Source organism: Streptomyces sp. NPDC001889 (assembly GCF_053594535.1).
Map to the genome: position 1 here is coordinate 276781 of NZ_JBSFER010000003.1, position 25257 is coordinate 302037.

Sequence of the window (25257 nt, forward strand, 5' to 3'; positions counted from 1 at the left end):
TTCCCGCCCCGTGCCCCGGTGAATGACCCGCCGAACGGATGGCGGCACAGTGAACCGCCGAAGTCCGGCCCGGGCAATCGGGGCGGGGCCATATGGCCGCACAAGCGAGTCCTGCGTGTTTTCCGACCGGATTCTGACAAACTGCACTCCTGTTTTTGTCATGTTGATCGAACAGGGAGAGCCAGTCATGTCAGAGCCGACCGGCCTCGCCGTACGGGGTGTTCTGGGAGCGATGTTCCTCCTGGCCCTCTCGGCCGCTCCGCTGCTGGCCGCACCACTTCCCGCGCACCGGTCCGACGCGCCCCGCGCCACCGCCGGAGCCCTGGCCGCCGATGTGTCGGGACAGCCCGAATCGGCGCGTATTCCCTTCGCTCAGCGCTATCAGGCCGTACACCGCGGGGGCATCGTCCGCGCGGCCAACTCCTCGATCACCTGCAGCGCCCCGAAAGCCCCCGCCACCAGGGAGTGCGCCACGGCCCGAGCGGGTGCCGACGGGGTCAACAGCGACTTCGAGATGTTCTACATCGACGAGGACAGCGACCCCAATACCTACAACTCCAGCCGTGCCCGGCTCGCCGTGCCGAAGAATTCGACGGTGACCTACGCACGGCTCTACTGGGGCGGAAATCTGCTCGCCGGTGAGCAGAAGCCGCCCGAGGACAACGGCCGGGTGCTGATCGCCGAGGAGGGCGGCCAGTACCAGGCGGTACTCGCCGATACCCGGATCGCCCACCGGAACGCGGACGGAATGGACGCCTTCCAGGCATCCGCCGACATCACCCCCCTGGTGCGCCGGGCCGGTGCCGGGATCTACACGGTGGCCCAGATCAATGTGGCGATGGGGCATTCGGACATCGGCACCTGGGGCGGCTGGACCCTGGTCGTCGCCTATGAGAACAGCGGCGAACCACTGCGCCACCTCTCCCTCTGGGACGGATTCGAATCCCTCGGCGCCGGACGGAGAACCCAGGACATCTCCCTTCCCGGAATGCGCATTCCGGAGAAGGCCGCGGGGCACGCGGGATTCGTCGCCTACGACGGCGACCGGGGCCAGGACGGCGACACCGTACGGGTGCGCGCCGACGGGGCCGAGGGCCTCGGGCTCACCGACGCCGCCAACCCGGCCACCGATGTCATGAACTCCACCATCACCGGGCCCGGCGCGGCGATCACCCGCCGGCCCGACCACGCCAACACCCTCGGATACGACTCCGACGTCTTCGACATCACCCCCGCACTGGCCTCCGGCGGCACCGGCCTCACCTTCCGGTTCGCCGGCGAGACCGCCGCGGTCCACGGATACGGCCTCGGCGTCCTCTTCGTCCAGGCCGACACCCGCCGCTGACCGGGCGGTTCCCGCCGCGCCGCCGGACCGCGCGGCGCCGCTCACCCGAGCCCAGCTCCGCCCCTCCCCGCACCCGGAGAGCCGCACGTGCCGCACGAACACCGGACCGAGCCGAGCCAACCGACGATTCTCCATCTGGTGCAGCCGGTGGAGGGCGGAGTCGCGCGCGTCGTCGCCGACCTCGTCCGCGCGCAGGCCGCCGAGGGCGTCCACCCCGTGGTCGCCTGTCCGCCCGGCGGCGAACTCGCCGAACGCGCGAGCGCCGCCGGAGCCGAGGTCCACCCGTGGCACGCGGTCCGCGCCCCCGGCGCCCGCCTCCCCGCCGAAGTCCTCGCCGCCGCCCGGATCGTCCGCGACAGCCGCCCCCATCTGGTCCACGCCCACAGCGCCAAGGCCGGGCTCGCCGGCCGGCTCGCCGTCCGGGGAAAGCTGCCGACCGTCTTCCAGCCGCACGCCTGGTCCTTCGACGCCGTCGCCGGGCGGGCCGCCCGCACCGCCCTGGCCTGGGAGCGGTACGCCACCCGCTGGAGCACCCGCACCCTGTGCGTCAGCGAGAGCGAGCGCCGCGCCGGGGAGCGCGCCGGGATCGCCGCGCGCTGGGCCGTGATCCGCAACGGAGTCGACCTCGGCCACTACACCCCCGATGACCCGTACGCCCCCGCCGCCGAGCGGGCCCGCGCCCGCTCCGGTCTGCGCGCCCTCGACGCGGTCCCCGCCGGCGCGCCCCTCGTCCTGTGCGTCGGGCGGCTCTGCCGCCAGAAGGGCCAGGACATCCTGCTGGACGCCTGGCCCCGGGTGCTCGACGCCGTCCCCGGGGCCCGGCTGCTCCTCGTCGGCGACGGACCCGACCGCGAGCACCTCACCCGCACCGCGCCGCCCGGGGTCCTCTTCGCCGGAGCGGTCCCCGACACCGGGCCCTGGCTCCGCGCGGCGGATCTCGTCGTCCTCCCCTCCCGCTGGGAGGGCATGGCGCTCGCCCCCCTGGAGGCCATGGCCTGCGGACGGCCCGTCGTCGTCACCGATGTGAGCGGCGCCGGGGAGAGCCTGCCGCCCGGACACCGCGCCCACAGCCTCGTACCGCCCGACGACCCCGGCGCGCTCGCCGCCGCGCTCACCCGGCTGCTCGCCGACCCCGCGCTGCGCGGCTCGCTCGGCCGCGAGGCCGCCGCGCACATGCGGGCGACCGGCGATGTGCGCACCACGGCCGCCGCCGTGTCGGACCTCTACCGGGACCTACTCCTCCCGCACCACCCCCTGACGAGGAAGAGCGCCACGCGATGACCACGGAGAGCGTTCCCGCACCCCACGCGGCCCCCCGGGCCCGGGGCGCGACCCTGCACCCGCCGCGCGGAACCGCCCGCCGGGGCGGTGCGCCCCCGGGGGCGCGGGCCCGGGGCGGGCGGCACGGGACGGTCGCGGGACTGCTCGCCGCCGATGTGCTCGCCCCGGCGCTCACCACGGCCCTGCTGCCACCTCAGGGGTGGCCCCTGCCGGTCCTCGCCCTGCTCGTCCTGCTGCCCCCGGCCGTGCACGCCTGCCGGGGCCTGTACCGCCCGGGCCTGACCCCGTCGGCGCTCGCCGACGCCCCCGCGGTCGCCGGGCTCGCGCTCGTGCAGTGGCTCGCCGTCGCCGAGGCGCTGACCGGGTACGCGCCCCGGCACACGGCCGGCCTCCGGGAGCTGCTCCTCGCGGTCCTCGTCCAGACCGCGCTGTGCTGCGCGGGCCGCGCCCTCGTCCACCGGGCCGGCCGCAGGGCCGCCGCGCGGAGACCGGACGCGGTGCTCGTCGTCGGCCGGGGCGCCCTCGCCCGGCAGGTGACGGCGGCGCTGCTCGCCCACCCCGAGTACGGCATGCGGCCCGTCGGACTGCTCGGCGAACCTGCGGCCGACGGCGGCCCGCTGCCCGTGCTCACCACCCGTCAGGAGGTGCGCGGGGCGGTCGTCCGGAACACCGTCCGGCACGCCCTCCTCACCGCCCCGCCCGGCGACGACACCGGGACCGAGGCGCTCCTCGGCCTGTTCGCCCGGCACGGCTGCCGGCTCTGGCTGGTGGAGACCGGCGCGGCCGGCGGGAATCCGTGGCGGCGGGCCGTGGGCCACGACCACCTGTGGGGACTCTCCGTACGGCCCCTGCGCGACCCCTTCGACCGGCCCGTGGCCCGGGCCGTCAAACGCGCCGTCGACACGGTCGTCGCCGCCGTCGCGCTGCTCTTCGCCGCGCCCGTCATCGCGGGGTGCGCGCTCGCCGTGCGGATCGCCGACGGGCCCGGGGTCATCTTCCGGCAGGAGCGCGTGGGGCTGCACGGCAGGCGGTTCACCCTGCTGAAGTTCCGCACCCTCAGCCCCGTGGACGAACACGAGTCGGCGACCCTCTGGAACGTCGCCTTCGACCGCCGGATGTCCACCACCGGCAGCGTGCTGCGCCGCACCTCGCTCGACGAGCTGCCCCAGCTGTGGAACGTGCTGCGCGGCGATATGAGCCTGGTGGGCCCGAGGCCCGAACGGCCCTACTTCGTCGACCGGTTCAGCCGTGTCCACCCCGGCTACCGGGCCCGCCACCGGATGCCCGCGGGCATCACCGGCCTCGCCCAGATCCACGGACTGCGCGGCGACACCTCCATCGAGGAGCGCGCCCGCTTCGACAACCACTACATCGAGACCTGGTCGCCCTGGCAGGACCTGTGCATCCTCGCCCGGACCGCGGCCTCGCTCTTCCGGCTCGGAGGCAGTTGAGCATGACGGTGCTGTGGGGGACGCCCCTCGCTCCCGGTGAGCCGGGCGCCGGCGCGCGGAGCGGTGGAGTCCGGAGCGGTGCGGTCCGGAGCCGGTGGCTGCCGAGGGCGGAACTGCTGCCGCTGCTCGCGACGGTGGTGCTGCTGGCCGCCCCGCTGCCCGCCGGGAGCGAGGCCGGCTCCGGGCGGCTCGCCCCGTCCGACCTCGCGTCGGCCGTGCTGGTGGTGTGGTGCCTGGTCCAGGTGGCGCGCGGAAGGACCCGGCCGCTGGGACCGGCCGCCGCGCTGGTCCTCGGGCTGCCGGTGGTGGCCGTGGCCGTCGCCGCCGTCACCGCCGCCGACCCGGTGGCCGCCCTGCCCGGGGTGGTGCGCTACCTCCAGGTCTTCGTGCTGGTGCCCGGCGCGGTGCTGCTGCTCCTGCGGGGCGCCCGGGACTTCCGGGCCGTCGCCGCCGCCCTCGCCCTCGTCGCGCTGGTGCAGGGCGCGATCGGCCTCCACCAGTACGCCACCGGCACCGGCGCCTCCTACATGGGCGCCGACATCCGCGCCGTCGGCACCTTCGGGCCCACCGACGTCATGGGCATGGCCACGGTGGTCGCCTACGGGCTGCTGGTGGCGCTCGCGCTCGCCCTCCGCACACCCCCGGGCGCGCCCCGCTGGGTGCGGCCCGCCGCCGTCGCGGTCGCGGCCGGTCTCCTCGTACCGCTGGCGCTGTCGTTCAGCCGGGGCGCGTGGATCGCCACGGCGCTGGCCGCGCTGGTGATGATCGCGCTGACCGGGGCGCGGCAGGCCCTCAAGGCGGTCGCCGTGGTGACCGCCGCCGGTGTCGTCCTGGTCGGCGGCTTCGGGGTGGGCTCCGAGCTGATCTCCCAGCGGGTCAGCAGCATCACCCGGGTCGCGCAGGCCCCCGACCGCTCGGTGACCGACCGCTACACGATGTGGGCCGCCGCCGCGAGCATGTGGCGCGAGCAGCCGCTCACCGGGGTCGGCCTCAAGGGTTTTCCGGCCCACCGCGACGGCCACGCCACGATCGGCCTCTCCTCCGCCGGGGACACCGGGGGCGCGGGGCAGGCCTTCCGCCGCCAGCCGCTGCTGTCGCCGCACAACATGTATCTGCTGATCCTCAGCGAGCAGGGACTGATCGGCGTGACCGCGTTCGCCGGGTCCTGGGCCCTGATCCTCGCCGCCGGGGTGCGCCGGCTGCTGCGGGGCGCCGGCCGGAGGGGGGCGGAGTGCGGTCTCGCCGCCGTCGCGCTGATGCTCTGGCAGACGGTGGACTTCCTGTACGCGGACATCGGCGGGCCGTCGACGGTGCTCACCGGGGTGGTGCTGGGGCTCGCCGCCTGGTGGGGTCTGGCCGGGGCTCCCGGGGCTCCCGGGGCTCCCGGGGCCGGCGGGGCCGCCGGGCGCGAGCGGGCGACCGCGCCGTGACGGAACCGGCGGGCGCCGGTGCGCGGCGGCGGCTGAGGCGGGCGGCGCGGGCCGCCGGCGGGCCGCTGCTCTCGGTGGGCCCGGCCCCGGAGGCGCGGGAGGACCGGGCGGACCCTGTGCACCCGGCGGACCCTGTGCACCCGGGGGACCCTGCGGACCCGGGGGCCGTACCGTCCGGGCCGCCGCACCCGCTGCCGATGCGCGGCCTCGGGGGGCGGCTCGCCGGCCGGGCGGGCGGGCCGGGGACGGCGGCGGTACGAGGACCGGGCGCCTCCGGGCCCGAGGCCGCTCGGTCCGCCCCGGCGGCGGCCGGCTGCGCCGGGCCCGGAGGCGCGCGCGGCACCGGGCCGTGCCGGGAGCGGGAGTGCCGGCGGTGCGGAGCCGCGCGGCCGGCGGTGCCGGACGCGGTGACACCGGGGCAGGGGACCGGCGCTGTCGCCGTGGAGGTGGACATCCGGTCCGGGCCGGGCGGCGGGGCGGCCGGGGAGGCCGCCGGGGAGCGTCAGGCTCCGCACCGGCTCGGGAACGTCCTCGCCCGGGCCGCGGCCGTCACCGCCGGGCTGACCGTGGCCGGGGCGGTCCTCGGGCTCGTACGGGACCAGACCATCGCGAAGATCTACGGCGCGAGCACCGAGAGCGACGCCTTCCTCATCGCCTGGACCGTGCCCGAGATGGCCGCGACGCTCCTCATCGAGGACGCGATGGCGCTCCTGCTCGTCCCGGCGTTCAGCCACGCCCTCACCCGGCGCGCGGCCATGGCCGCGACGGCTTCCCCCGCGCCCAACGCGTCCTCGGCCTCCTCGGCGCCCGGGGCCTCGGCGGCGGGTGGGGCGCCCGTCGCGTTGGCGGGGGACGCGGTGTCCTCGGCGTCCTCGGCGGGTGCGGCGTCCGTCGTGTTGGCGGGGGGCGCGGTGTCCTCGGCGTCCTCGGCGGGTGCGGCCTCCTCCGCCTCCTCGGCCTCGGCGGCGGGTGGGGCGTCCGTCGTGTCCGCACGCGATGCGGCTTCCCCGGCTTCCCCGGCCTCGGCCTCGGCTGGCTCCACCGCGTCCTCGGCGGCTGCCCCGCCCGCCTCCTCCGGCGCGGCTGCCCCGCCCGACGCGTCGCGTGCCGGGGGCGGCGACCCCGTACAGCAGCTGGTCGCCGCCACCCTGCCGCGTCTCCTCGCCGTCCTCACGGGCGTCACCGGTCTGCTGATCCTCTTCGCGCCCCAGTTCGTCTCCACCCTCGCCCCCGGCTTCGCCGATCCCGCCCTCGCGGTCGACTGCACCCGGCTCACCGCCCTCACCGTCCTCACCTACGGGATCGCCGGATACTTCAGCGCCGCGCTCCGCGCCCACGGCCGGTTCCTGCCGCCTGCCGGTGTCTACATCGCCTCCAACGTCGGCATCATCGCCACCACCCTGCTCCTGAACTCCCTCTGGGGTGTGCGCGCCGCCGCCACCGGGGTCGCCGTCGGCGGGCTGCTGATGGTCCTCACCCAACTGCCCGCCTTCCTGAGCCGGGTGAGCCGGGTGAGCCGGGTGAGCCGGGTGAGGCCGTCCCGGCGCACCGTCCCCCGGGCACCCCGCGCCGCGACCTCCCTCGTCGGCTTCGCGGTCGTCGCGCCCATCGTCCTCTTCGCCGTCAGCCGACAGTCCCAGGTCCTGGTGGAACGGTTCATCGCCTCCTCGCTCCCCGGCGGCGCGATCTCCCACCTCAACTACGCGCAGAAGGTCGCGCAGATGCCGATGGTGCTGTCGCTGATGTTCTGCACCGTCACCTTCCCCGTCATCGCCCGGGCGATGGCCGACGGCGACCACGAACGGGCCCGCCGCCGGGTCGAGAACGATCTCGTTCTCGCCGGGCTCGTGGTGCTGCTCGGGACCGCGCTCATCCTCGGCTGCGCCCACCAGATCGTGGAGGTCCTCTTCGAGCGCGGGGCCTTCGACGCCCACGACACCGCCACCACCGCATCCGTGATGCGGGTGTACGCCGCCGGGCTGATCGGCCACACCCTCGTCGGCGCGCTGGGCCGGCCGTTCTTCTCCACCGGCCGCCCCACCTGGTACCCGGCCGCGGCGATGGGCGCGGGTCTGCTGGTCACCGTCGCCGCCGGATGGGCCGCCGCCGGACCGTGGGGGGTGTACGGGATCGCCGCCGCCAACGCCGCCGGCATCTGCGCCACCGCCCTGCTGCTGCTCCACGGGCTCGGTTCGCGGGGCATCGCCATCGAGGTCCGCGCCATCAGCGCCGGCCTGGCCCGGCTCGCCGCCGCCGCGGCCGTCGCCGCGCTGGCCGGCCGGGTGGTCAGCGGCCTCATCCCCTCGCCGCTGCTCGGCCTGACGGCGGGTGTGCTGCTCGTGCCCGCCGTCTTCGCCGCCACCGGGCTCGCGCTCCGGGCCCCGGAAGTCGTCCATCTGCTGGCCCTCACCCGACAGAGGATTCGTCATGTCCGCTGACACGACCACCGCCACCGGCTCCACCGCCACTGAAGCCACTGAAGCCACTGAAGCCACCGAAGCTGCCGCCACCCGCCCCGCCGCGCCCGCCGCCCCGCCGCCCTCCTGGCCGTGGATTCTGATGTACCACTCGGTGGCCGACCCGGCCGTCGACCCCTACGGCATCACCGTCGCGCCCGGCCGGCTCGACCTCCAGCTCACCCGCCTCCGCCGGCTCGGGCTCACCGGCGTCGGCGTGGCCACCCTGCTGCGGGCCCACGCCCGGGGGAGGGCCCGGGGGCTGGTCGGGCTCACCTTCGACGACGGTTACGCCGACTTCACCGAGGCCGCCCTGCCGGTGCTGCGCCGGCACGGGTGCGGTGCCACGCTGTTCGTCCTGCCCGGGAGGCTCGGCGGCGCGAATGTGTGGGACCCCGAGGGCCCGCGCAAACCGCTCCTCGACGAACAGGGGATTCGCGGCGCGGCGGAGGCGGGGGTCGAGATCGGCTCCCACGGGCTCTACCACGTCGATCTGACGGCCGTGGACGACGCCGTGCTGGACGAGGAGGCGGGGCGCAGCCGCGCCTGGCTGGAGCAGATCACCGGCACCGCGCCGGAGGGCTTCTGCTATCCGTACGGCACGGTCGACGGCCGGGTGGCGGACGCGGTGCGCGCCGCCGGGTACGGCTACGGCTGTGCGATCCGCCCGCCCGCCGCCCTGACCGGCCCGTACGCCCTGCCCCGTACGCACATCAGCCAGGCCGACCGCGCCGGGCGGCTGCGGCTCAAGCGGCTGCGGCACCGGCTGAGCGCGTGAGACGCCCGGTGCGGGCGCTCCAGGTGATCACCGGGCTCGGTGTGGGGGGCGCGGAGCAGCAGTTGCTGCTGCTGCTGCGCCATCTGCCGCTGGAGTGCGAGGTGGTGACCCTCACCAACCCGGGCCCGGTGGCGAGGGCGCTGCGCGCGGACGGGGTGCGGGTGCACCACCTCGGCATGGGCGGCAACCGGGACCTCGGGGCGCTGCCCCGGCTCACCGCGCTGATCCGGGGCGGGCGGTACGACCTGGTGCACACGCATCTGTACCGGGCGGGCGTGTACGGGCGGGTGGCGGCGCGGCTCGCGGGGGTCCGCGCCACCGTCTCGACGGAGCACTCGCTCGGCGCGGCCGAGATCGAGGGGCGTCCGCTGACCCGGCGGGTGCGCGCGCTGTATCTGGCGACGGAGCGGCTGGGCGCGGCGACGGTCGCGGTGTCGCCGACGGTGGCGGCGCGGCTGCGGGCCTGGGGGGTGCCGGACGAGCGGATTCACCTCGTGCCCAACGGGATCGACGCGGCCCGTTTCCGCTTCGACCCGGCGGTGCGCGCGGCCGTCCGCGCCTCACTGGGCATCGGGCCGGGGGAGTTCGTGGTGGCCGGGGTCGGCCGGCTGGTTTCCGGCAAGCGCTTCGACACCCTGATCCGCGCCGTCGCCGGGCTCCCCGGCACCCATCTCCTCCTCGCCGGTGACGGTCCCCGGCGCGCGTCCCTGGAGTCCCTCGCGGCCCGGCTCTCCATCGCCCACCGCGTGCACTTCCTGGGCGAGTGCGACGCGCCCCGCCGCGCTCCCGCGCCGGAGGGCCCGCCGCCCTTTCCCGAAGCCGCCGCCGGAGCCGCCGCCGAAGCCGCCGCCGGGGCCGCCGGTCCCGGAGCCGGTCCCGGAGCCGGTCCCGGAGCCGGTCCCGGAGCCGGTCCCGGTCCCGCCGCCGGGCCCGTGCGCCCGCCCGGTCCGCCCGGTCCGCCGGGCCCCTCCCCACCCGCCGGCGGCGCCGGGGCCCCGGACGCGTGGCGGGCGAGCGGAGTGCCCGGGGTGCTCTGCGCCGGTGACGTCTTCGTGTCGGCGTCCCGGGAGGAGGCCTTCGGACTCGCCGTCGTCGAGGCGCTCGCCGCCGGGCTGCCCGTCCTGCACGGCGCCTGCCCGGCCGTCGAGGACCTGCCGGCGGGCCAGGCGCCCGGGAGCCGGCGGATCGACGGGCCGCCCGAGGAACTGGCCGGAGCGCTGCGGCGGCTGCGGTCCGCCGGGGCGCGGCGGCTCGAAGCCCCGCCCGCCGTCCGGCACTACTCCATCGCGTCCAGCGGCGAGCGCCTCATGGAGGTCTATGAGCGCGTCCTCGCCGGCCCCTCCCACCCCACGACCGAGAGAGCACGCTCATGACCGACTCGCCCGAATCCGCCGCCCCCGCCCCCGCCTCCCGGGGGCGGATCAGAAGGTTCGTCACCCGGCTCGCCGCCCCCCTGCGCTGGTGGCCACTGCCCGTCTGCGCCCTCGCCGGTGCCGGTGCCGGCGCCGCCTACGGGCTGCTCGCCACCCCTCAGTACTCCGCCACCAGCTATGTCGTCGCCGTCCCGGCGAAGGACACCCAGCCCGGCGCCGCCCTCGGCTTCGCCCAGGCGTACGGGCGCATCGCCACCAGCGAATCCACCATCGCGTACGCCCGGGTCGCCGCGGGAGTCCCCGCCGGGGTGCTGCGCTCCCGGGTGCGGACCGAGACCTCCCCCGACTCCCCGATGATCGCGATCACCGGGACCTCGCACCGCCCCACCGAGGCCGCCGACATCGCCAACGCGGTCGCGGACGCCGTCTTCGTGAGCAGCAACCAGGTCGCCAAGAGCACCGGCGTGCAGCTGGTCAGCTTCTCCCAGGCCATCCCGCCCGCCCACCCCGCCTCGCCCTCCCCGCGCATCGCCACCGCCGTCGGCGGCTGCGCGGGCGGACTGCTGGGCGGTCTCGCGCTGCTGGTCAGGCCCCGGCGGCGGCCCCGGGCCGCCGTCGCCGCCGTGCCCGCACCGGCCGGGGCGGGCGACGCCGTCGAGCGGGAGCGGGTCTGATGGGGCGAGCGCCGGCGGGGGTGACCGTCACGCTCTGCCGCGACCCCCGCGCCTTCGCCCGGCTGCGCCCCGAATGGGACGACCTCCGGCGCCGCTGCTCCACCGCCACCCCCTTCCAGAGCCACGCCTGGCTCGACTCCTGGTGGCTCTCGTACGGCACGGACGGCCGGCTGCGGACCCTTCTCGTCCGTCTGGACGGGCGGCTGATCGGGGCCGCCCCGCTGATGCTCGTCCACCGCCCGATGCCGCTCCTCGTGCTCCTCGGCGGCACCGTCTCCGACTACGGCGACATCCTCCTGGACGACGACCACCGCGGCCGGGCGGTCGCCGCCCTGGAGCGCGGACTGTGGCGCGCCGCCCGGCGCACCGTGGTCGACCTGCGCGAGGTGCGCCCCGGGGCCGCCGCCGAGCTGCTGTACGAGAGCTGGCGCGGCGGCCGGCGGCGGCTGGCCGACTCGGTCTGTCTGGAGCTGCCCGCCGCCCCCATGGACGGACTGGTCCAGCGGCTGCCCGCGCACCGCGCCCAGCGGGTCCGCGCCAAGCTGCGCCGGATCGACTCGCTGAAGATCGAGGACCGTACGGTGACCGGCCAGGAGGTTCCCGAGGCCATGGCGCATCTGCTGCGGCTGCACGAACTCCAGTGGCGGGGCCGGGGGGTCACCGTCGAGCATCTGCGGCCCCGGTTCGCCGAGCACCTGGCGCGCGCCACCCGCCGGATGGTGCGCGACGGCGAGGCGGATCTCACCGAGTACCGCCACGACGGCGAGGTCGTGGCGGCCAGTGTGGCGCTCTTCTCCGGAGCGCTGGCCGGGGGATATCTCTACGGGGCCGACCCGGGGCTGCGGGAGCGGCGGATCGATGTCGCCACGATGCTGCTCCGGCACGACGCCGACGCCGCCGCCTCGGCCGGGCGGCGGGTGCTGAGCATGCTGCGGGGCGACGAGCCGTACAAACGCCACTGGCGGCCCGAACCGGTCACCAATCAGCGGCTGCTGATGGCCCCGCCGGCGCTGGCGCCCCTGCTCCGGCTGCACGCCGCACGGGTGACCTGGCGCGCCCGCGCGGCGGGGGCGGTGCACACCCGCTTCCCCGCCGCGCAGGAGTGGCGCGCCCGGCTCAACGACTGGCGGGCGGCCAGGAGGTCCTGAGCCTCAGGACGCGCTCCGGTCGCCGGACCCGGACGGGCCGAAGGGCCAGCCGGTGGGCCAGGGAATCGTCACGCAGTACTTCCGCTGCGGGACCCAGGCGGTGACCCAGCTCCCGAGGTTCACCGGGACGCACCACTCACGGGAGTTGAGCCGGGGCGCGGTGGCCGGCACCGGCGCGGGTGCCGGCACCGGCGCCGCCGTCCCGGCCGGTGCCCCGGGCGTCCGGGTGGGAGCGGGTGTCGGACCGGCGGGGCTGGGCGTTGGTGCGGGTGCGGGCGTCTGCGCGGCTGTCGGTGTCGGTGTCGGTGTCGGTGTCGGCGTGGGTGTCGGTGTGGCGCTCGGGACGGGGAGCGGTACCGGCGCCACGGGAGGCGCGGTGACGACGGACGGGCCGGGCACCGGCGACGGTACGGAGGGTACGGAGGGTACGGAGGGCATGGGCGGTGTGGTCGGTGTGGCGGGCGCCTGTGGCGTGGGCACCGCCGTGGGCACCGCCGTGGGCGTCGGCACCGGGGTCGGTGCCGGGACGGCCGGGGGTGTGGGGAGGGCCGGTGGTGTCGGCACCGCGGGGCCCGGCTTCGCGGAGAACACCGAATGGAAGACCTTCGACGACTTGGGGTTGTCATCGCACTGCCAGACACCGTGCGGACAGTAATCCGTGATGGTTTGATACAGCGGCCGGTAGCGCTCGATCCAGTCGAGCATCCCCCGCATGTATTCCGGGTTGTCCCCGTTCCGGAACAGCCCCCACTCCGGGTACGAGATCGGTTTGTTGTGCGCCGCCGCGAATTCCACCTGGTGCCGGAGACCGTACGGAGCGTTTGCCTGCTCATCGAACGTCCGCCCCGGCGCCTGGTCGTACGAATCCATTCCGATGATGTCCACGGTCCGGTCACCCGGGTAGCACTCGGTCCAGGCAATCGCGTCGGTCCCCCGGTTCGGTGCGAAGTCGAACCGGAAACCCTGCCCCGGAACGGAACGCATCGCTGTGACAATACGATTCCAGTACGCCTTCCAGGCCCGGGGGTCGGGGCCGCAGCGATGGGTGTAGGTCGTGCCGTTCATCTCCCAGCCGAGCACGATCACCGTGTCCGGCACCCCCAGCTCCACCAGCCGGTTCGCCAGCGTCCTGAAGTGCTGATCGAACCGCCCCGCCGCGCCCGCCCGCAGCAGCCGCGCGACCTCGTGGTCGGGGACGCGGTCCTCGTTCCGCTCCAGCATGGGCACGTTGAGCACCAGCATCCGGCCCTCCGCGCCGCGCCGCCAGCGCGCCCAGTCCTCCAGAAAGCCGGGGCCGCCCTCGATATTGCTCCACCGGTCGCCCGGCAGATAGGTGTGCCCGACTCTCAGCTCCGTACCGCCGAGCCAGCGCGAGAGCTGATCCATCCGCCAGACGCCGGACGGTCCGTAGTCGAGATAGGCGCCCATCGCGACCGACGAGACACCGGTCGGCGGGGGTGACGCCTCGTCGGCGCGCGCGACGCCCGCCGTCCGTTCTCCGAATACTCCCGCGGAAACCAGCAGACTGGCGGCAACCGTCCCGATACAGGTTCCGGTGAACCGGCGCCGACGGGTCATGGCTCCTCCTCAAGAAAGCAGTGCGTGCTGTCCGGGCCGAGAAAGCCGTTGAGAAACACGGCGTACCCGACCGTAGACAGAAAGTCCTACTTATGTGCCGATTGACATCCCGTCAGCGCGCCATTCGCGAGAACGGGCCGGTTGTTCAGGACCATCCAGGTGAAAGTTGTGACGCTGATGCCCCCCTTCGACACCGGAGCCGCGCCCGAAGTGCCGTACGAAACCGGGAATACCGCCGGAGCCCCTTTCGACCCCCGGGTGCCCGCCCTGGTGCTCCGGCTCGACCCCAATCCCTTTCACCACGGCACCCTCGGCGCCGTGCGGTCCCTCGGGCGGGCCGGTGTCGACGTGCACGCCGTGGTCGAGTCGGCCCGCAGCCCCGTCGCCCGCTCCCGCTTTCTGCGCCGGGCGCACCCGGTCCCGCCGGGGCCCGTGGGGCCCGAGGAGTTGGTGGCGCTGCTGCGGCGGATCTCGGAGCGGATCGGCCGGCGCGCGGTGCTGATCGCCATGGACGACCTCGGCGCGATCCACACCGCCGCCCAAGCCGCCCGCCTCACCGACCGCTTCCACCTCCCCGACCAGCCCCCCGGGCTGCCGCGCCGCCTCGCCGACAAGGCCGAACTCGCCGGGCTCTGCGCCGAGGCGGGCATCGCGCACCCGACGACCGTGGTCCCCGAGGGTCCCGGGGAGGCGGCCGACGCGGTACGGAGCCTGGGGCTGCCGCTGGTGGCGAAGTGGAGCCACCCGTGGCTGCTGCCCCCGGCCGCCGGGCTGCGCAGCACGACCCTGGTGCGCTCCCCGGCCGCCGCCCGGGCCCTCTGCGAACAGGCGGGGGCGGCGGGCAGCCGACTGCTGCTCCAGCGGTACATCCCCGACGCGCCGGACACGGACTGGTTCTTCCACGGCTGCTTCGGCGCGGGCGGCCCGGACGGGCCCGTCCGGCTGCTCGGCGGCTCCGGGCGCAAGGAGCTGTCCTGGCCGGTGCGGACCGGCCTCACCGCGAAGGGCCGCTGGCAGCCCAACCCCGAGGTGGAGGCCGCCGCGATGCGGCTGGTGGCGCATGTCGGCTACCGGGGCATCCTCGATCTCGACTTCCGCCACGACCGCTCCACCGGCACCTATCAGCTCCTCGACGCCAACCCCCGGCCCGGGGCGCAGTTCCGGCTCTTCACGGACCCCGACGGGCTCGACGCCGTACGCGCCCTCTACCGCGATCTCACCGGGCAGCGGGCCGTCCAGCGCGAGGGCGGCGCGGGGCGGGTCTTCGTCGCCGAGAACTACGCGCTGCTCTCGGCGCTCGCCTCGCTCCGTGAGCCCCCGGGGCCGCCCGCGCCTCCCGCGTCCCGAGGGCCGGCCGCGCGGCGGGACAGCGCCGGTTCCGCCCCGGCGCTGGAGACCGCCTGGTACGCGGCCGACGACCCGAGGCCACTGCTCTCCATGACCCGCGCCTGGCTCGGCCGGGGGGCCGTCAAGGCGGTCGCCCGGCTGCGGTCCGCGTCCGCTCCCGCTCCCGCTCCCGTACCCGCCCCGTCCACCCCTCAGCGAGAAGGAACCCCATGTACGACATCGCAGTGATCGGCGCAGGCCCCTATGGGCTCTCCATCGCGGCCCACGCCGCCGCGGCGGGGATGAGTCTGAAGGTCTTCGGGCGGGCCATGGCGTCCTGGCGCGACCACATGCCCGAGGGCATGTACCTCAAGTCGGAGCCCTGGTCGTCCAATCTCTCCGACCCGTCCGGCGCGCACACGCTGAGGGACTTCGGCGAGGAGCACGGCTTCGACGCGGCGCACGGCACCCCGCTGCCGATCGCCGCGTTCACCGAGTACGGCATGTGGTTCGCGGAGCACGCCGTTCCGGCGGTCGACGAGCGGACCGTGACCCTGGTGGCCCCGGTGGGCGACGGCTTCCGGGTGGAGACCGCCGACGGCGAGCGCGTGCGGGCCCGGACGGTGGTCCTCGCGGTGGGCGTGATGCCCTTCGTCAACCTGCCCGGGCAGCTCGCCGGGCTGCCCGCGCCCCATGTCTCCCACAGCAGCGGCCACCGGGACCTCAGCGGCTTCCGCGACCAGGACGTCACCGTGCTCGGCGCGGGCCAGGCGGCGCTGGAGACGGCGACCCTCCTGGCCGAACAGGGCGCCAGGCCCCGGCTGGTCGCCCGCCGCTCCCGGCTGAACTGGAACACCCCGCCCGAACCCCTCCAGCGCGGGCTGCTGCGCTCGCTGCGGACCCCGCACAGCGGGCTCGGCACCGGCTGGACGAGCTGGGTCTGGTCCGAGACCCCCTGGGCGGTACGCCAACTGCCCGCGGCCACCCGGGAGCAGATCGCCCGCACGGCGCTCGGCCCGGCGGGGGCGTGGTGGCTCAGGGAGCGGTACGAGCGCCGGGTGCCGGCGCTGCTGGGGCACGGGCTGCGGAGTGCGGAGGTCCGGGGGGAGCGGGTGCTGCTGACGCTGCGGGCGCCCGACGGGAGCGCCGTGCCGGTGGAGACCGATCATGTGCTCGCCGCGACCGGCTTCACCCCGGATCTGGACCGGCTCGATCTGCTGGACACCGCGCTGCGGAGGGCGGTGGGGACGGTCGGGGGCGGGCGGGCGCCCGAGCTGACGGCGGGGTTCGAGTCGTCCTGCCCGGGGTTGTTCTTCGCGGGGTTGCTGACGGCGCCGTCGTTCGGGCCGGCGATGCGGTTCGTGCACGGTGCGAGCTTCACCGCGCAGCGGCTGGTGGCGGGGGTGCGCCGCCGCCTCCGCGACCGCCCGCCGGTCCGCCTCCCCCGCCCGGCCGAACCATCCCTCCCCCCACGCCAGCCGGCCCGCGACCGCTGATCGCCTCGCCGGCGGGGCAGCACTCTTTCGGCCTCGCCGGTGAGCCGGCACTCGTCCGGCCCGACGGCGGGGCAGTACTCCTCCGGCCTCGCCCGCGGGCCGGCACTCCTTTGGCCCCGCCGGTGAGCCGGCACTCGTCCGGCCCCGCCGGCGTGGGAGCCGCACCATTTCGGCCTCTCCGGCGATGGGGGCCGCAGCCGCACCACCTCAGCCCCTCCGGCGCGTGAGGCGCCATCCTCAGCCCCTCCGGCGCGTGAGGCACCAAGCCCTTCCGGTGTTGGAGCCGCGCCACTTCAGCCCCTCCGGAGACCTGAGCAACCCAGCCCCTCCGGCGTTTGAGGAGCGGGGGTTCGGGGGCCGGCCCCCGACCCGGGCCCGCAGGATGCGGGGACCTGTGGACCGGGGTCGGTCCTCAAGCGCCGGACGGGCTGGAGACGCACAGGCCCGGGCTCTCGTGGACCGGGTCCGTCCTCAAGCTCCCCCAGAGCCGCCTCTGGGAGGCACCCCCAGACGGGCCCGGGGCTGCCCGGGCCGCCCGTGGCGCGGGGCCGTCCTCAGCGCCGGACGGCCGGGTGGGTCCGACGGGCCGGGTGCGGGCCCTCCGGGGGACTTGGGGCGCGACACGGGCCCCACAGCGACCCCTTCCCCGGCCGAGCCGGTGATGATACGGAAAACGGTCTGCCGAAGGGGACCCATGCGTCACATGGCCTCCACCCTCCTGCTGTCGGCACTGGCACTCACCACCACCACCTCCTGCCAGAACCCCTTCGACAGCCCGCCCCACCCCCCCACCGACCACAAGCCCCGCCCCGCCATTCCCACCCCCGCCCCCGCGTGGTTCGGCGACTCGGTCGACCTCACCGGCCGGGGCTTCGGCGAGCACCTCCGCGTCTCCGTGCTCGGCCAGGTGGACCCCGCCGTCGCCACCCGCGCCGCCGAAGGGCCGGGAAGCGGCAAGCGGTGGTTCGGCGCCGATGTCTCCCTCCTCAACATCGGCGGCAGGCCCTACGACACCACCGGCGCCCGCGCCTGGGCCGTCGACGAGACGGGAAAACGCTATTCCCCGGTCACCACCGGAAGGCTCACCACCGGCGCCCCGCTGACATGGAACACGCTCGCGGTCGGCGAACAGAAACAGGGCTGGCTGGTATTCGAAGTGCCCGAGCGGTCAAGGATCGTACGGCTCCACACAGCCCTCGGAAACCACACCTCCGTCTGGCAGCTCCGCTTTCCCCCATCCAGGTGAACGCGGTCCCCGCACAAGCCGCACCGGGCATTAGGGTGCCGACCCATGACCCTTGCGAATTCCGCACGTTCCACCGTTCAGCGCAGCCATCTGGGCACCGTCTCCATGCTCGCCTGGACCGGTGACCCGGCCGGCGGCCACGACATGCCGTATCTGCTGGTGTACTCCCTCGGCGACGGGGAGGCGGGCCCCGAGGGCGGCACCGCGGCCCTGACGGCGCTGATCGAGGACGCCGGGCTGACGATCTCCGGGCTCACCGACGCCACCGCGGCGTCCTTCAACTCCCCGGTCCGGCTGCTGGTCGAGGGCGGCCGGGCCGTCCTCAACATGCCGGGGCTGAGCGCCCAGTGCCCCGCCCCGCCCGAGTGGCTCGCCGCCGCCGACGCACGCGGCCACGTCCATCTCCTCCTCGGCACCCGCCCCTGGCCCGAGGCGGTCCCGGGCGAGCCCGTCACCGAGGACGTCCTCCGGGCCCACCTCGGCGACGAGGAGACCCTGATGGCGGCGGCCCACGCCCTGCTGCCGGTGAGCAGGCTCCGCGGCTAACCGGCGGCGGTGTCGAAGGCGAAGGGCAGGGCCCGGACCCGGTTGTCGAAACTGGAGTCCACCAGTTCGGCCGCGCCCACCGCCCGCAGCCCGCGCGGGCGCGTGAGCAGTTCGGCGAAGAGGGCTTTCATCTCCTGGCGGGCCAGATGGGCGCCCAGACAGTAATGCGGGCCGCCGCCCCCGTACCCCAGATGCGGATTGGGGTCGCGGGTGATGTCGAAATCATCGGCGTTCTCGAACACGGCCGCGTCGCGATTGGCGGAGGCGTAGAAGAGCACCACCTTCTCGCCGGGGCGGAAAATCCTTCCGCCCAGCTCGCATTCGGCCACCACCGTGCGGCGGAACTGAATGATCGGCGTCGAATGGCGCACGATCTCCTCCACCGCGCCGTCCGCGTACCGGTCGAAGTCCGATTCCAGCAGGGCGCGCTGGGCAGGGTGCTCGGTGAGCAGAGCGAGGCCGTGGGCGATGGCGTTGCGGGTGGTCTCCACGCCGGCGACCAGGAGCAGGGAGAAGAAGGCGCCGAGTTCGCGCGCGTTGAGCGCCGACCCGTCGACATCGGCGCACACCAGTGCGGAGATCAGATCGTCGGCGGGGCGGCGGCGGCGCTCCCGGGCCAGCCGCGCCATCACCAGCTGGAGATGGGCGAGGGCCCGCAGCCCGCGCCCGGGGACGCGGACCCGGCGGCGTCCCACCCCGACGTTCTCGGAGGCCTCGTCGATCCGCCGGGCGATGTCCGCCCGGTGGTGGGCGGGGATGCCCATCAGATCGCAGATGATCTCGAAGGGCATCCGGGAGGCGATCGCCGGTACGAAGTCCCCGGGGCGGTCGCGGATCATCTCGTCCACGATCCGCCGCGCCACGGAGTGGATGTTCTGCTCGGCCGTCGCCAGCAGGCGCGGGGTGAAGGCGCGGGCGACGATCGCGCGCAGCCCGGCGTGTTCGGGGCCGTCCATGTTGACCATCGAGTTCCCGAAGACGGCCTTCGCCCAGGGGGCGGGCTCCGGGGTGGTGACGCCCGGGGCGCTCGCGAAGTGCCGGGGGGAGCGGCTGGCCTCGCGTACGTCGGCGTGCTTCACCAGCGCGTAGAAGCCCGGGCCGGGCCCGAAGCGGAGGGGGGTGCCGAGGGAGCGGAGGTGGGCGAAGGCGGAGAGGCGGTCGGGGCGGGGGAGGCGCCAGAAGGCGGGGTTGGCGAGGTCGGGCGGGACGGTCATGGGGGCTGCCTCCTGAGGGGGCGTGTGCCGGAGGGCCCATGCTGGCCCACGTGCCAGGGGGAGCCCGGCTGAACACGACCCCGCCTCCCTCGGATTCACCCCACCGCCGGGCATCCGCGAACGCCCCCCGGACCAAGCAATTCAGCCTGTCTGGGGGCACCTCCCGGAGGCAGCTCTGGGGAAGCTTGAGGACGGACCCTGTGCCACAGGTCCCCGCATCCCGCGGGCCACGGTCGGGGGCCAGCCCCCGAACCCCCGCGCCTCAAACGCCGGCGGGGCTGGGGTGTGCTGCCTCGGCGTCTCCGGCAAGGCTGGGTTGTGCTGCCTCGCTGTCTCCGGCGGGGCCGGGGTGTGTTGCTTCAGCCGCTCCGGCAGGGGCCGGGGCCGGGTGGGTGCCCTCAGACGACAGCGGGGCTGGGGTGTGCTGCCTCGCTGTCTCCGGTGGGGCCGGGGTGTGTTGCTTCAGCCGCTCCGGCAGGGGCCGGGGCCGGGTGGGTGCCCTCAGACGACAGCGGGGCCGGAGTGCGTTGCCCCAGCGTCTCCGGCGGGGCCCGGTTTGCTCCGGTTCGAGCGACGCCGAACCAACCAGCCCCTCCGGGGGCACCTCCCACGCAGCTCTGGGGGGGGTGCCAGGACGGGCCCCGGGGCCCAGGCCGCCGCACCCCCGCGAGGCCCGGTCAAGGGCGGGCGGGCCCATGGCTCACGCCCACCCCCATTGCTGCGGACAGGCGACATCCGCACCCGTTCCCCCTCCCCACTCGTTACCCGGGGAGCAGCACTCTCCGAACCCGCGCCCCCGAACTCCCCGCGCCGGAGGCCCGTTGTCGTGCGGACACTCCTCCGGACAGGACGGAACGAACCATGCGCATCCCCACCCGCCCGCTCACCCGGCGCACCGCCCTGCGGGCGCTCTTCACCGCCGGGGTGGTCGCGGGCACCGCAGGAGCTCTCGCGCCGGTGCTCGTGGGGCGGCGGGCCCCGGCGGGGCCCTTTCGCCGGGCGCCCGGGCCCGGGCGGGATCTGGAGCGGTTCGCGGAGATGTACCGGGGGCGGCACATCCAGGGCGGCGAGACCGTCATCGTCCCCGCCGGAGGAACCCCGGCCGGCGCGCCCCCGGGCGGCGGGGTGCCGAGCGTCGAGGTCCGGATCGACGGGCGGCCGCTCCACGTGATGCGCCGGGCCGACGGCAGCTATCTCAGCTCCGTCAACCACTACGAATCCTTCCCCACCCTGCGCGAGGTGGCCCGGGCCGCCGTGGACGACCTGGGCGGCGCCCGTCTCGCGCCGCACCCCGCCCACTGACGACCGAGGAGCCGCACCCGTGCACACCCGCAAGAACCAGCGGAATCTGACGGCCGAGGAGAAGCGGCGGCTGGTCGGGGCGCTGCTGGAGCTGAAGCGTTCGGGGCAGTACGACGAATTCGTCCGGATGCACGACGCCTTCTACGTCCCCGACGGCCAGAACCGGCCGAGGGCGGCCCATATGACCCCCTCCTTCTTCCCCTGGCACCGGCGCTATCTCCTGGAGTTCGAGCGGGCGCTCCAGCGGATCGACCCCGATGTCACCGTCCCGTACTGGGACTGGACCGCCGACCGCACGCCCGGTGCCTCCCTCTGGGCGGACGACTTCCTCGGCGGCACCGGCAGGTTCGGCGACCGTCAGGTGATGACCGGCCCCTTCGCGTACCGGAACGGGAACTGGCGGATCACCTCCCGGATCACCGACGGCAAGTATCTGACCCGCGATCTCGGCCGCCCCGCCGACCCGGTCCACCTGCCCACCGCCGGCGAGGTCCGCCGGGCCCTCGCCGACCCCGTCTACGACACCGCCCCCTGGGACTCCACCGCGCGCACCGGCTTCCGCAACAGCATCGAGGGCTGGAGCGCCGGGGGCGAGGAGCGCTGGCGCAACCACAACCGTGTGCACCGCTGGGTGGGCGGGCTGATGCTGGGCGCCACCTCGCCCAACGACCCCGTCTTCTGGCTCCACCACGCCTTCATCGATCTGCTGTGGGACCGCTGGCAGCGCGCCCATCCGCGCTCCGGCTATCTGCCGCGCACCCCGCCGGCCGGCTCCGACCCCCAGGCCGGGCGGGTCTTCGCCCTCCACGATCCGCTGCCGCCGTGGGAGGTGCGCCCGGCCGAACTGCTCGACCACTCCCGCGTCTACCGGTACGTGTGACGCCCGGTACGCAGAACCGCGGCCTCCCCCGCGGAAGCGGGGGGAGGCCGCGGTGCTCGGGGAGGTGCGGTGGATCAGTGGCCGTACGCGCTGCCCTCGGAGGCGTTGACGCAGGTGTTGCCGAACGTCGGGTTCAGCAGCGCGATGATGTTCACGGTGTTGCCGCAGACGTTGACCGGGATGTGGACGGGGACCTGCACCAGGTTGCCCGACAGCACACCGGGGGAGTGGGTGGCAGCGCCGTGCGCTCCCGCGTCGGCGGTGGCCATACCGGCGCCGCCGACCAGGAGGGCGCCCGAGCCGGCGACGACGGCAGCGGCCTTGGCGAAACGCGACATCAGTTCTCCTTGCAGTTCTTCAGAACAGCGGCCACAGGGCCTGCGGCCTTCACGCTCCTTCAACGCCGCAGGCCGTGGGCGGTAACGGATGATCGCCAAAGTGACCGCCCATGCCGTAGTGGCACACGTGTCGGAACGTGACCAGCCGCCCCTCCCGGGCGTTGCACAGCGCATGATCCAGTACAAGAAGGCCGCCGCCGTCGCGGCCGCCGCCTGTGCCCTGGCCGTCTCCGCCGCCGGTGCGGCCCAGGCCGCCACCGCCCACCAGCCCGCCGCCAAGCCCTCGGCCACCGAGGTCGACCGCAATCTGCTCAAGCCGCCGCCGGGGGGCGCGCTCGCGCCCGTGACCGACATCGTCGGCAAGATCGTCCCCGGCGGGGTCTCCGGCGGCCTCCCCTCCTGATCCCCGTACGGCCTATCCGCGCGGTGTGCGGCGGACGGAGCGGCCCGCCAGGACCTCCGTCCGCACCCCGTCCTCGATCACGAACCGCCCATCGATCAGCACGTGCGGGATGCCCGTGGGCAGCGTGCGCGGGGCCGCGAAGGTCGAGCCCGCGGCGACCGTCTCCGGGTCGAAGAGCACCAGGTCCGCCCGGTGTCCCTCCCGGACGACCCCCCGGTCGGCGAGCCCGAGCCGGGCCGCCGGGCGGGAGGTGAGATGGGCGACCGTCTCCTCCAGGGAGAGGATGCCCAGCTCGCGCGCGTACCGGCCCAGATAGTGCGGGAAGGTGCCGTACGCGCGCGGGTGCGGCTTCTCGCCCTGGAGGATGCCGTCGCTGCCCCCGGTGTGCACCCGGTGGCGCATGATCGCCCGGACGTTCTCCTCGTGGCCGACGTGCTGGAGGATCGTGGAGCCGAGCCGGTCCTCGATCAGCAGCCGCCGCGCGGTCACCCAGGGCGCCTCCCCGCGCTCCCGCGCCGACTGCTCGACGGTGCGGCCGACATGGGCGGCGAGCGCCGGATCGGTCACCCCGGAGATCTCGATCGTCTCCCACTCCACCGGCACCCCGTGGCAGCCGTCCGAGCCGGTCACCTCCAGATCGTGGCGGATGCGCTCGGCGGTCGGCCCGTCCGCCAGCCGCGCCAGCAGCGCGTCGGGCCCGCCCTCGGCGGCCCAGCCCGGCAGGATCGCGGCCAGCGTGGTGGAGCCCGGGGTGTACGGATAGGTGTCGAGCGAGATGTCGGCCCCGGCCGCCAGCGCGGTGTCCAGCAGCTCCAGCAGATCGCCCGCCCTGCCCTTGTTGACGCCGAAGTTCATCGTGGCGTGGGCCAGGTGCAGTGCGCAGCCGGCCTCCCGGGTGAGGGTCACCATCTCCTCGTACGCCTGGAGGGCCCCGGCCCCGTACGAGCGGTGGTGCGGGCAGTAGAAGCCGCCGTAGGAGGCCACCACCCGGCACAGCTCGGTCAGCTCCGCGTCCTTCGCGTACATCCCCGGGGTGTAGGTCAGCCCCGAGGACATCCCGACCGCGCCCTGCTCCATGCCCTCGGCGACGAGCTGCCGCATCCGGTTCAGCTCGGCCTCGCCGGCGGGGCGGTCGTCCCAGCCCACCGCGTACATCCGGACCGTGCCCTGCGGGATCAGATACGCGGCGTTGACCGCGATGCCCCGGTCGAGGCGGTCCAGGTACTCGCCGACGGTGCGCCAGTCGAAGTCCACGGAGTCGTCACCGGGCCCGCCGCCGTTCCAGCCGCCGATGGCCCGGCGCACCTCGTCGAGGGTGCGGTCGTCCACCGGCGCGTACGACAGCCCGTCCTGGCCGAGGACCTCCAGCGTCACCCCCTGGGCGGTCTTCGCCAGGTGCTCGGGGTCGCGCAGCAGGGCGAGATCGCTGTGGGCGTGCATGTCGATGAAGCCGGGGGAGAGGGCGAGCCCCGCGGCGTCGAGGGTGCGGGTGCCGTCGAGCGCCGGCTCGCCCGCGCGGCGGATCGCGGCGATCCGCCCGGCGCGGACGCCGACATCGGCCCGGAAGGAGGGGCCGCCGGTGCCGTCGATGACCCGGGCGGCCCGGATGACGAGATCCATGGTGCGAGATCCCCGGCCTAGAAGAACGTGCGGATGTAGTCGGTGACCGTGCCGTCCGCCTCGACCAGCGGGATCAGCTGCCACTTGTCGAAGGAGGTGCAGGGGTGCGAGAGGCCGAGCCCCAGCCAGTCGCCGACCTCCAGCGCGGCGCCGGGCGCGGTCTCCACCCAGCCGTGCTGGTCGGAGAGACCGGTCACGGTGATGCCGTCCGCCGCCCGGATCTCCCCGGTGCGGCCGTCGCGGACCACCTGGGCCTCCGGCAGATCGAGGTCGTACGCGGCGTCCCGCTTGCCCGCGTTGAGGAACGCCTGCCCCGGGCTCGGCCGGGAGACCACCTGGGCCCAGAGCCGGAACGCGGGCTGGAGGGCACCCTCCTCCGGGACCCGGTTGAAGGGGGTGAGATGGCGGTAGTGGCCGTCGTCGTGGGAGACATACGCCCCCGAGCGCAGCAGCTTCAGCACCGGCAGGGAGAGCTGCGGGATCTCCGCGAAGACATCCGCGACCGCGTCGAACCAGGCGCTGCCGCCCGCGCTGACGACGATCTCGCCGGAGTCCGCGAACCGGCCCTCCCGGTCGAAGGCGGCGGCCAGCGCGACGAGGCGGCGCAGCCAGGCGCGGACGTTCCCGTTGTCGGCGCCCGGCACCTCGCCCTCGTACCCGGCGACGCCCACGAGCCGCAGCGCGGGGGCGGCGGCGACGGCATCGGCGACGGCGGCGCACTCGGCCTCCGTACGGGCCCCGGTGCGGGCTCCCTCGCCCGCGCCCAGCTCCACCACCACATCGAGGGGCCGGGGCGCGCCGGCCCCGGTGAGCGCCTCGTTCATCAGCTCGGCACCGCGCACGGAGTCGGCGTAGCAGATGAAGCGGAAGTCGGGGTCCGCCAGCTCGCCGGCGAGCCAGCGCAGGGCGGCGGTGTCGACGACCTCGTTGGCGAGGAAGATCCGCTGGATGCCGTGGGCGCGGTAGACGCGGGCCTGGTGGGGGACGGCGGCGGTGATGCCCCAGGCGCCGTGCTCCAGCTGGCGGGCGAAGAGCTGCGGGGACATGGAGGTCTTGCCGTGCGGGGCGAAGACCAGGCCGTGGCGCTCGGAGTAGGTCTGGAGCAGGGTGAGGTTGTGCTCGACGGACGCGGCGGAGAGGGCGAGTACGGGGGTGGTGAAGCCGCCCGTGAAGAGGGAGCGCCGCTCGGCCGCCAGCTCGGCGACGGTCAGTCCTTCGGCGTCCGGGGGCAGCGCCTTGAACCGGTGGTCGACGCGCTCCCGCCCGAGTGCGGCGAGGTGGTCGTCGGGCATGGGGTCCTCCCTGTCGTTGCACTGTGTGCAACACTCATTGCGTATATCGCTCGATGGTGTCTAACATCCGGCGCAGTGTC

The 25257-nt window shown here is 75.2% G+C and carries 21 protein-coding genes; 16 read left to right on the forward strand and 5 right to left on the reverse strand.

What is annotated here, in order from left to right; genetic code table 11:
* Nucleotides 1–187 precede the first annotated feature (187 nt).
* The 9 genes from ACWCRA_RS04755 to ACWCRA_RS04795 all read left to right on the forward strand — a co-directional run bounded on the left by ACWCRA_RS04755 (nt 188) and on the right by ACWCRA_RS04795 (nt 11936).
* Complete coding sequence (locus tag ACWCRA_RS04755) at nt 188–1345, forward strand: DUF3344 domain-containing protein (RefSeq protein WP_351546954.1); 1158 nt, start codon at nt 188–190, stop codon at nt 1343–1345.
* Nucleotides 1346–1432: 87 nt separating this feature from the next.
* On the forward strand, nt 1433–2626 hold the full coding sequence (locus ACWCRA_RS04760; protein WP_351546957.1) for a glycosyltransferase: 1194 nt from the start codon (nt 1433–1435) through the stop codon (nt 2624–2626).
* Nucleotides 2623–4077 (forward strand): exopolysaccharide biosynthesis polyprenyl glycosylphosphotransferase, encoded by a 1455-nt coding sequence (locus ACWCRA_RS04765; RefSeq protein ID WP_351546960.1) that lies wholly within the window; start codon nt 2623–2625, stop codon nt 4075–4077. The genes ACWCRA_RS04760 and ACWCRA_RS04765 overlap by 4 nt, the downstream gene beginning before the upstream one ends.
* 2 nt (nt 4078–4079) lie before the next feature.
* Complete coding sequence (locus tag ACWCRA_RS04770; RefSeq protein WP_451066845.1) at nt 4080–5507, forward strand: O-antigen ligase family protein; 1428 nt, start codon at nt 4080–4082, stop codon at nt 5505–5507.
* A gap of 407 nt (nt 5508–5914) precedes the next feature.
* Complete coding sequence (locus ACWCRA_RS04775) at nt 5915–7945, forward strand: lipid II flippase MurJ (RefSeq protein WP_451066846.1); 2031 nt, start codon at nt 5915–5917, stop codon at nt 7943–7945.
* Entirely contained in the window at nt 7935–8741 is an 807-nt protein-coding gene (locus ACWCRA_RS04780; RefSeq protein WP_451066847.1) for a polysaccharide deacetylase family protein, read from the forward strand. Before ACWCRA_RS04775 ends, ACWCRA_RS04780 begins: the two co-directional genes overlap by 11 nt.
* 8 nt (nt 8742–8749) lie before the next feature.
* Nucleotides 8750–10114 carry a glycosyltransferase gene (locus tag ACWCRA_RS04785; RefSeq protein ID WP_451066880.1) on the forward strand — a complete coding sequence of 455 codons (1365 nt, stop codon included), beginning with the start codon at nt 8750–8752 and terminating at the stop codon, nt 10112–10114.
* Nucleotides 10111–10788, forward strand: coding sequence for a YveK family protein (locus ACWCRA_RS04790; RefSeq protein ID WP_351546970.1), 678 nt, complete (start codon nt 10111–10113; stop codon nt 10786–10788). The genes ACWCRA_RS04785 and ACWCRA_RS04790 overlap by 4 nt, the downstream gene beginning before the upstream one ends.
* The gene (locus ACWCRA_RS04795) at nt 10788–11936 is read left to right on the forward strand and encodes a GNAT family N-acetyltransferase (protein WP_451066848.1); all 1149 of its coding nucleotides are present in this window, start codon (nt 10788–10790) and stop codon (nt 11934–11936) included. The genes ACWCRA_RS04790 and ACWCRA_RS04795 overlap by 1 nt, the downstream gene beginning before the upstream one ends.
* A gap of 3 nt (nt 11937–11939) precedes the next feature.
* Here ACWCRA_RS04795 and ACWCRA_RS04800 read toward each other — a convergent pair whose 3' ends face one another.
* Nucleotides 11940–13514: a glycoside hydrolase family 26 protein gene (locus tag ACWCRA_RS04800; protein ID WP_451066849.1), complete on the reverse strand. Its 1575-nt coding sequence runs from the start codon at nt 13512–13514 to the stop codon at nt 11940–11942.
* Between the two features lie 177 nt (nt 13515–13691).
* Between ACWCRA_RS04800 and ACWCRA_RS04805 the strand changes: the two genes are divergently transcribed.
* The 4 genes from ACWCRA_RS04805 to ACWCRA_RS04820 all read left to right on the forward strand — a co-directional run bounded on the left by ACWCRA_RS04805 (nt 13692) and on the right by ACWCRA_RS04820 (nt 18128).
* On the forward strand, nt 13692–15089 hold the full coding sequence (locus ACWCRA_RS04805) for a carboxylate--amine ligase (protein ID WP_451066881.1): 1398 nt from the start codon (nt 13692–13694) through the stop codon (nt 15087–15089).
* Nucleotides 15071–16336, forward strand: coding sequence for an NAD(P)-binding domain-containing protein (locus ACWCRA_RS04810; protein ID WP_351546979.1), 1266 nt, complete (start codon nt 15071–15073; stop codon nt 16334–16336). The genes ACWCRA_RS04805 and ACWCRA_RS04810 overlap by 19 nt, the downstream gene beginning before the upstream one ends.
* Before the next feature lie 703 nt (nt 16337–17039).
* Nucleotides 17040–17582 carry a DUF4352 domain-containing protein gene (locus ACWCRA_RS04815; protein WP_351546982.1) on the forward strand — a complete coding sequence of 181 codons (543 nt, stop codon included), beginning with the start codon at nt 17040–17042 and terminating at the stop codon, nt 17580–17582.
* A gap of 45 nt (nt 17583–17627) precedes the next feature.
* On the forward strand, nt 17628–18128 hold the full coding sequence (locus ACWCRA_RS04820; RefSeq protein ID WP_351546985.1) for a DUF5949 family protein: 501 nt from the start codon (nt 17628–17630) through the stop codon (nt 18126–18128).
* Here ACWCRA_RS04820 and ACWCRA_RS04825 read toward each other — a convergent pair.
* A complete protein-coding gene (locus tag ACWCRA_RS04825; RefSeq protein WP_351546988.1) occupies nt 18125–19342 on the reverse strand; it encodes a cytochrome P450 in 1218 nt (405 codons plus the stop codon). The two genes, ACWCRA_RS04820 and ACWCRA_RS04825, sit on opposite strands and share 4 nt — an antisense overlap.
* 861 nt (nt 19343–20203) lie before the next feature.
* Here ACWCRA_RS04825 and ACWCRA_RS04830 point away from each other — a divergent pair.
* Nucleotides 20204–20644: a tyrosinase family oxidase copper chaperone gene (locus ACWCRA_RS04830; protein WP_451066850.1), complete on the forward strand. Its 441-nt coding sequence runs from the start codon at nt 20204–20206 to the stop codon at nt 20642–20644.
* Nucleotides 20645–20663: 19 nt separating this feature from the next.
* On the forward strand, nt 20664–21524 hold the full coding sequence (locus ACWCRA_RS04835; RefSeq protein ID WP_451066851.1) for a tyrosinase family protein: 861 nt from the start codon (nt 20664–20666) through the stop codon (nt 21522–21524).
* A 74-nt stretch (nt 21525–21598) separates the two neighbouring features.
* Here ACWCRA_RS04835 and ACWCRA_RS04840 read toward each other — a convergent pair whose 3' ends face one another.
* On the reverse strand, nt 21599–21862 hold the full coding sequence (locus ACWCRA_RS04840; RefSeq protein ID WP_351546996.1) for a chaplin: 264 nt from the start codon (nt 21860–21862) through the stop codon (nt 21599–21601).
* Nucleotides 21863–22034: 172 nt separating this feature from the next.
* Between ACWCRA_RS04840 and ACWCRA_RS04845 the strand changes: the two genes are divergently transcribed.
* Nucleotides 22035–22265 carry a hypothetical protein gene (locus ACWCRA_RS04845; protein WP_351546998.1) on the forward strand — a complete coding sequence of 77 codons (231 nt, stop codon included), beginning with the start codon at nt 22035–22037 and terminating at the stop codon, nt 22263–22265.
* A gap of 12 nt (nt 22266–22277) precedes the next feature.
* Here the strand turns inward: ACWCRA_RS04845 and ACWCRA_RS04850 are convergent, their stop codons facing one another.
* Complete coding sequence (locus tag ACWCRA_RS04850; RefSeq protein ID WP_351547001.1) at nt 22278–23885, reverse strand: N-acyl-D-amino-acid deacylase family protein; 1608 nt, start codon at nt 23883–23885, stop codon at nt 22278–22280.
* Nucleotides 23886–23902: 17 nt separating this feature from the next.
* Nucleotides 23903–25177: an alanine racemase gene (locus ACWCRA_RS04855; protein WP_351547004.1), complete on the reverse strand. Its 1275-nt coding sequence runs from the start codon at nt 25175–25177 to the stop codon at nt 23903–23905.
* Between the last annotated feature and the right edge of the window lie 80 nt (nt 25178–25257).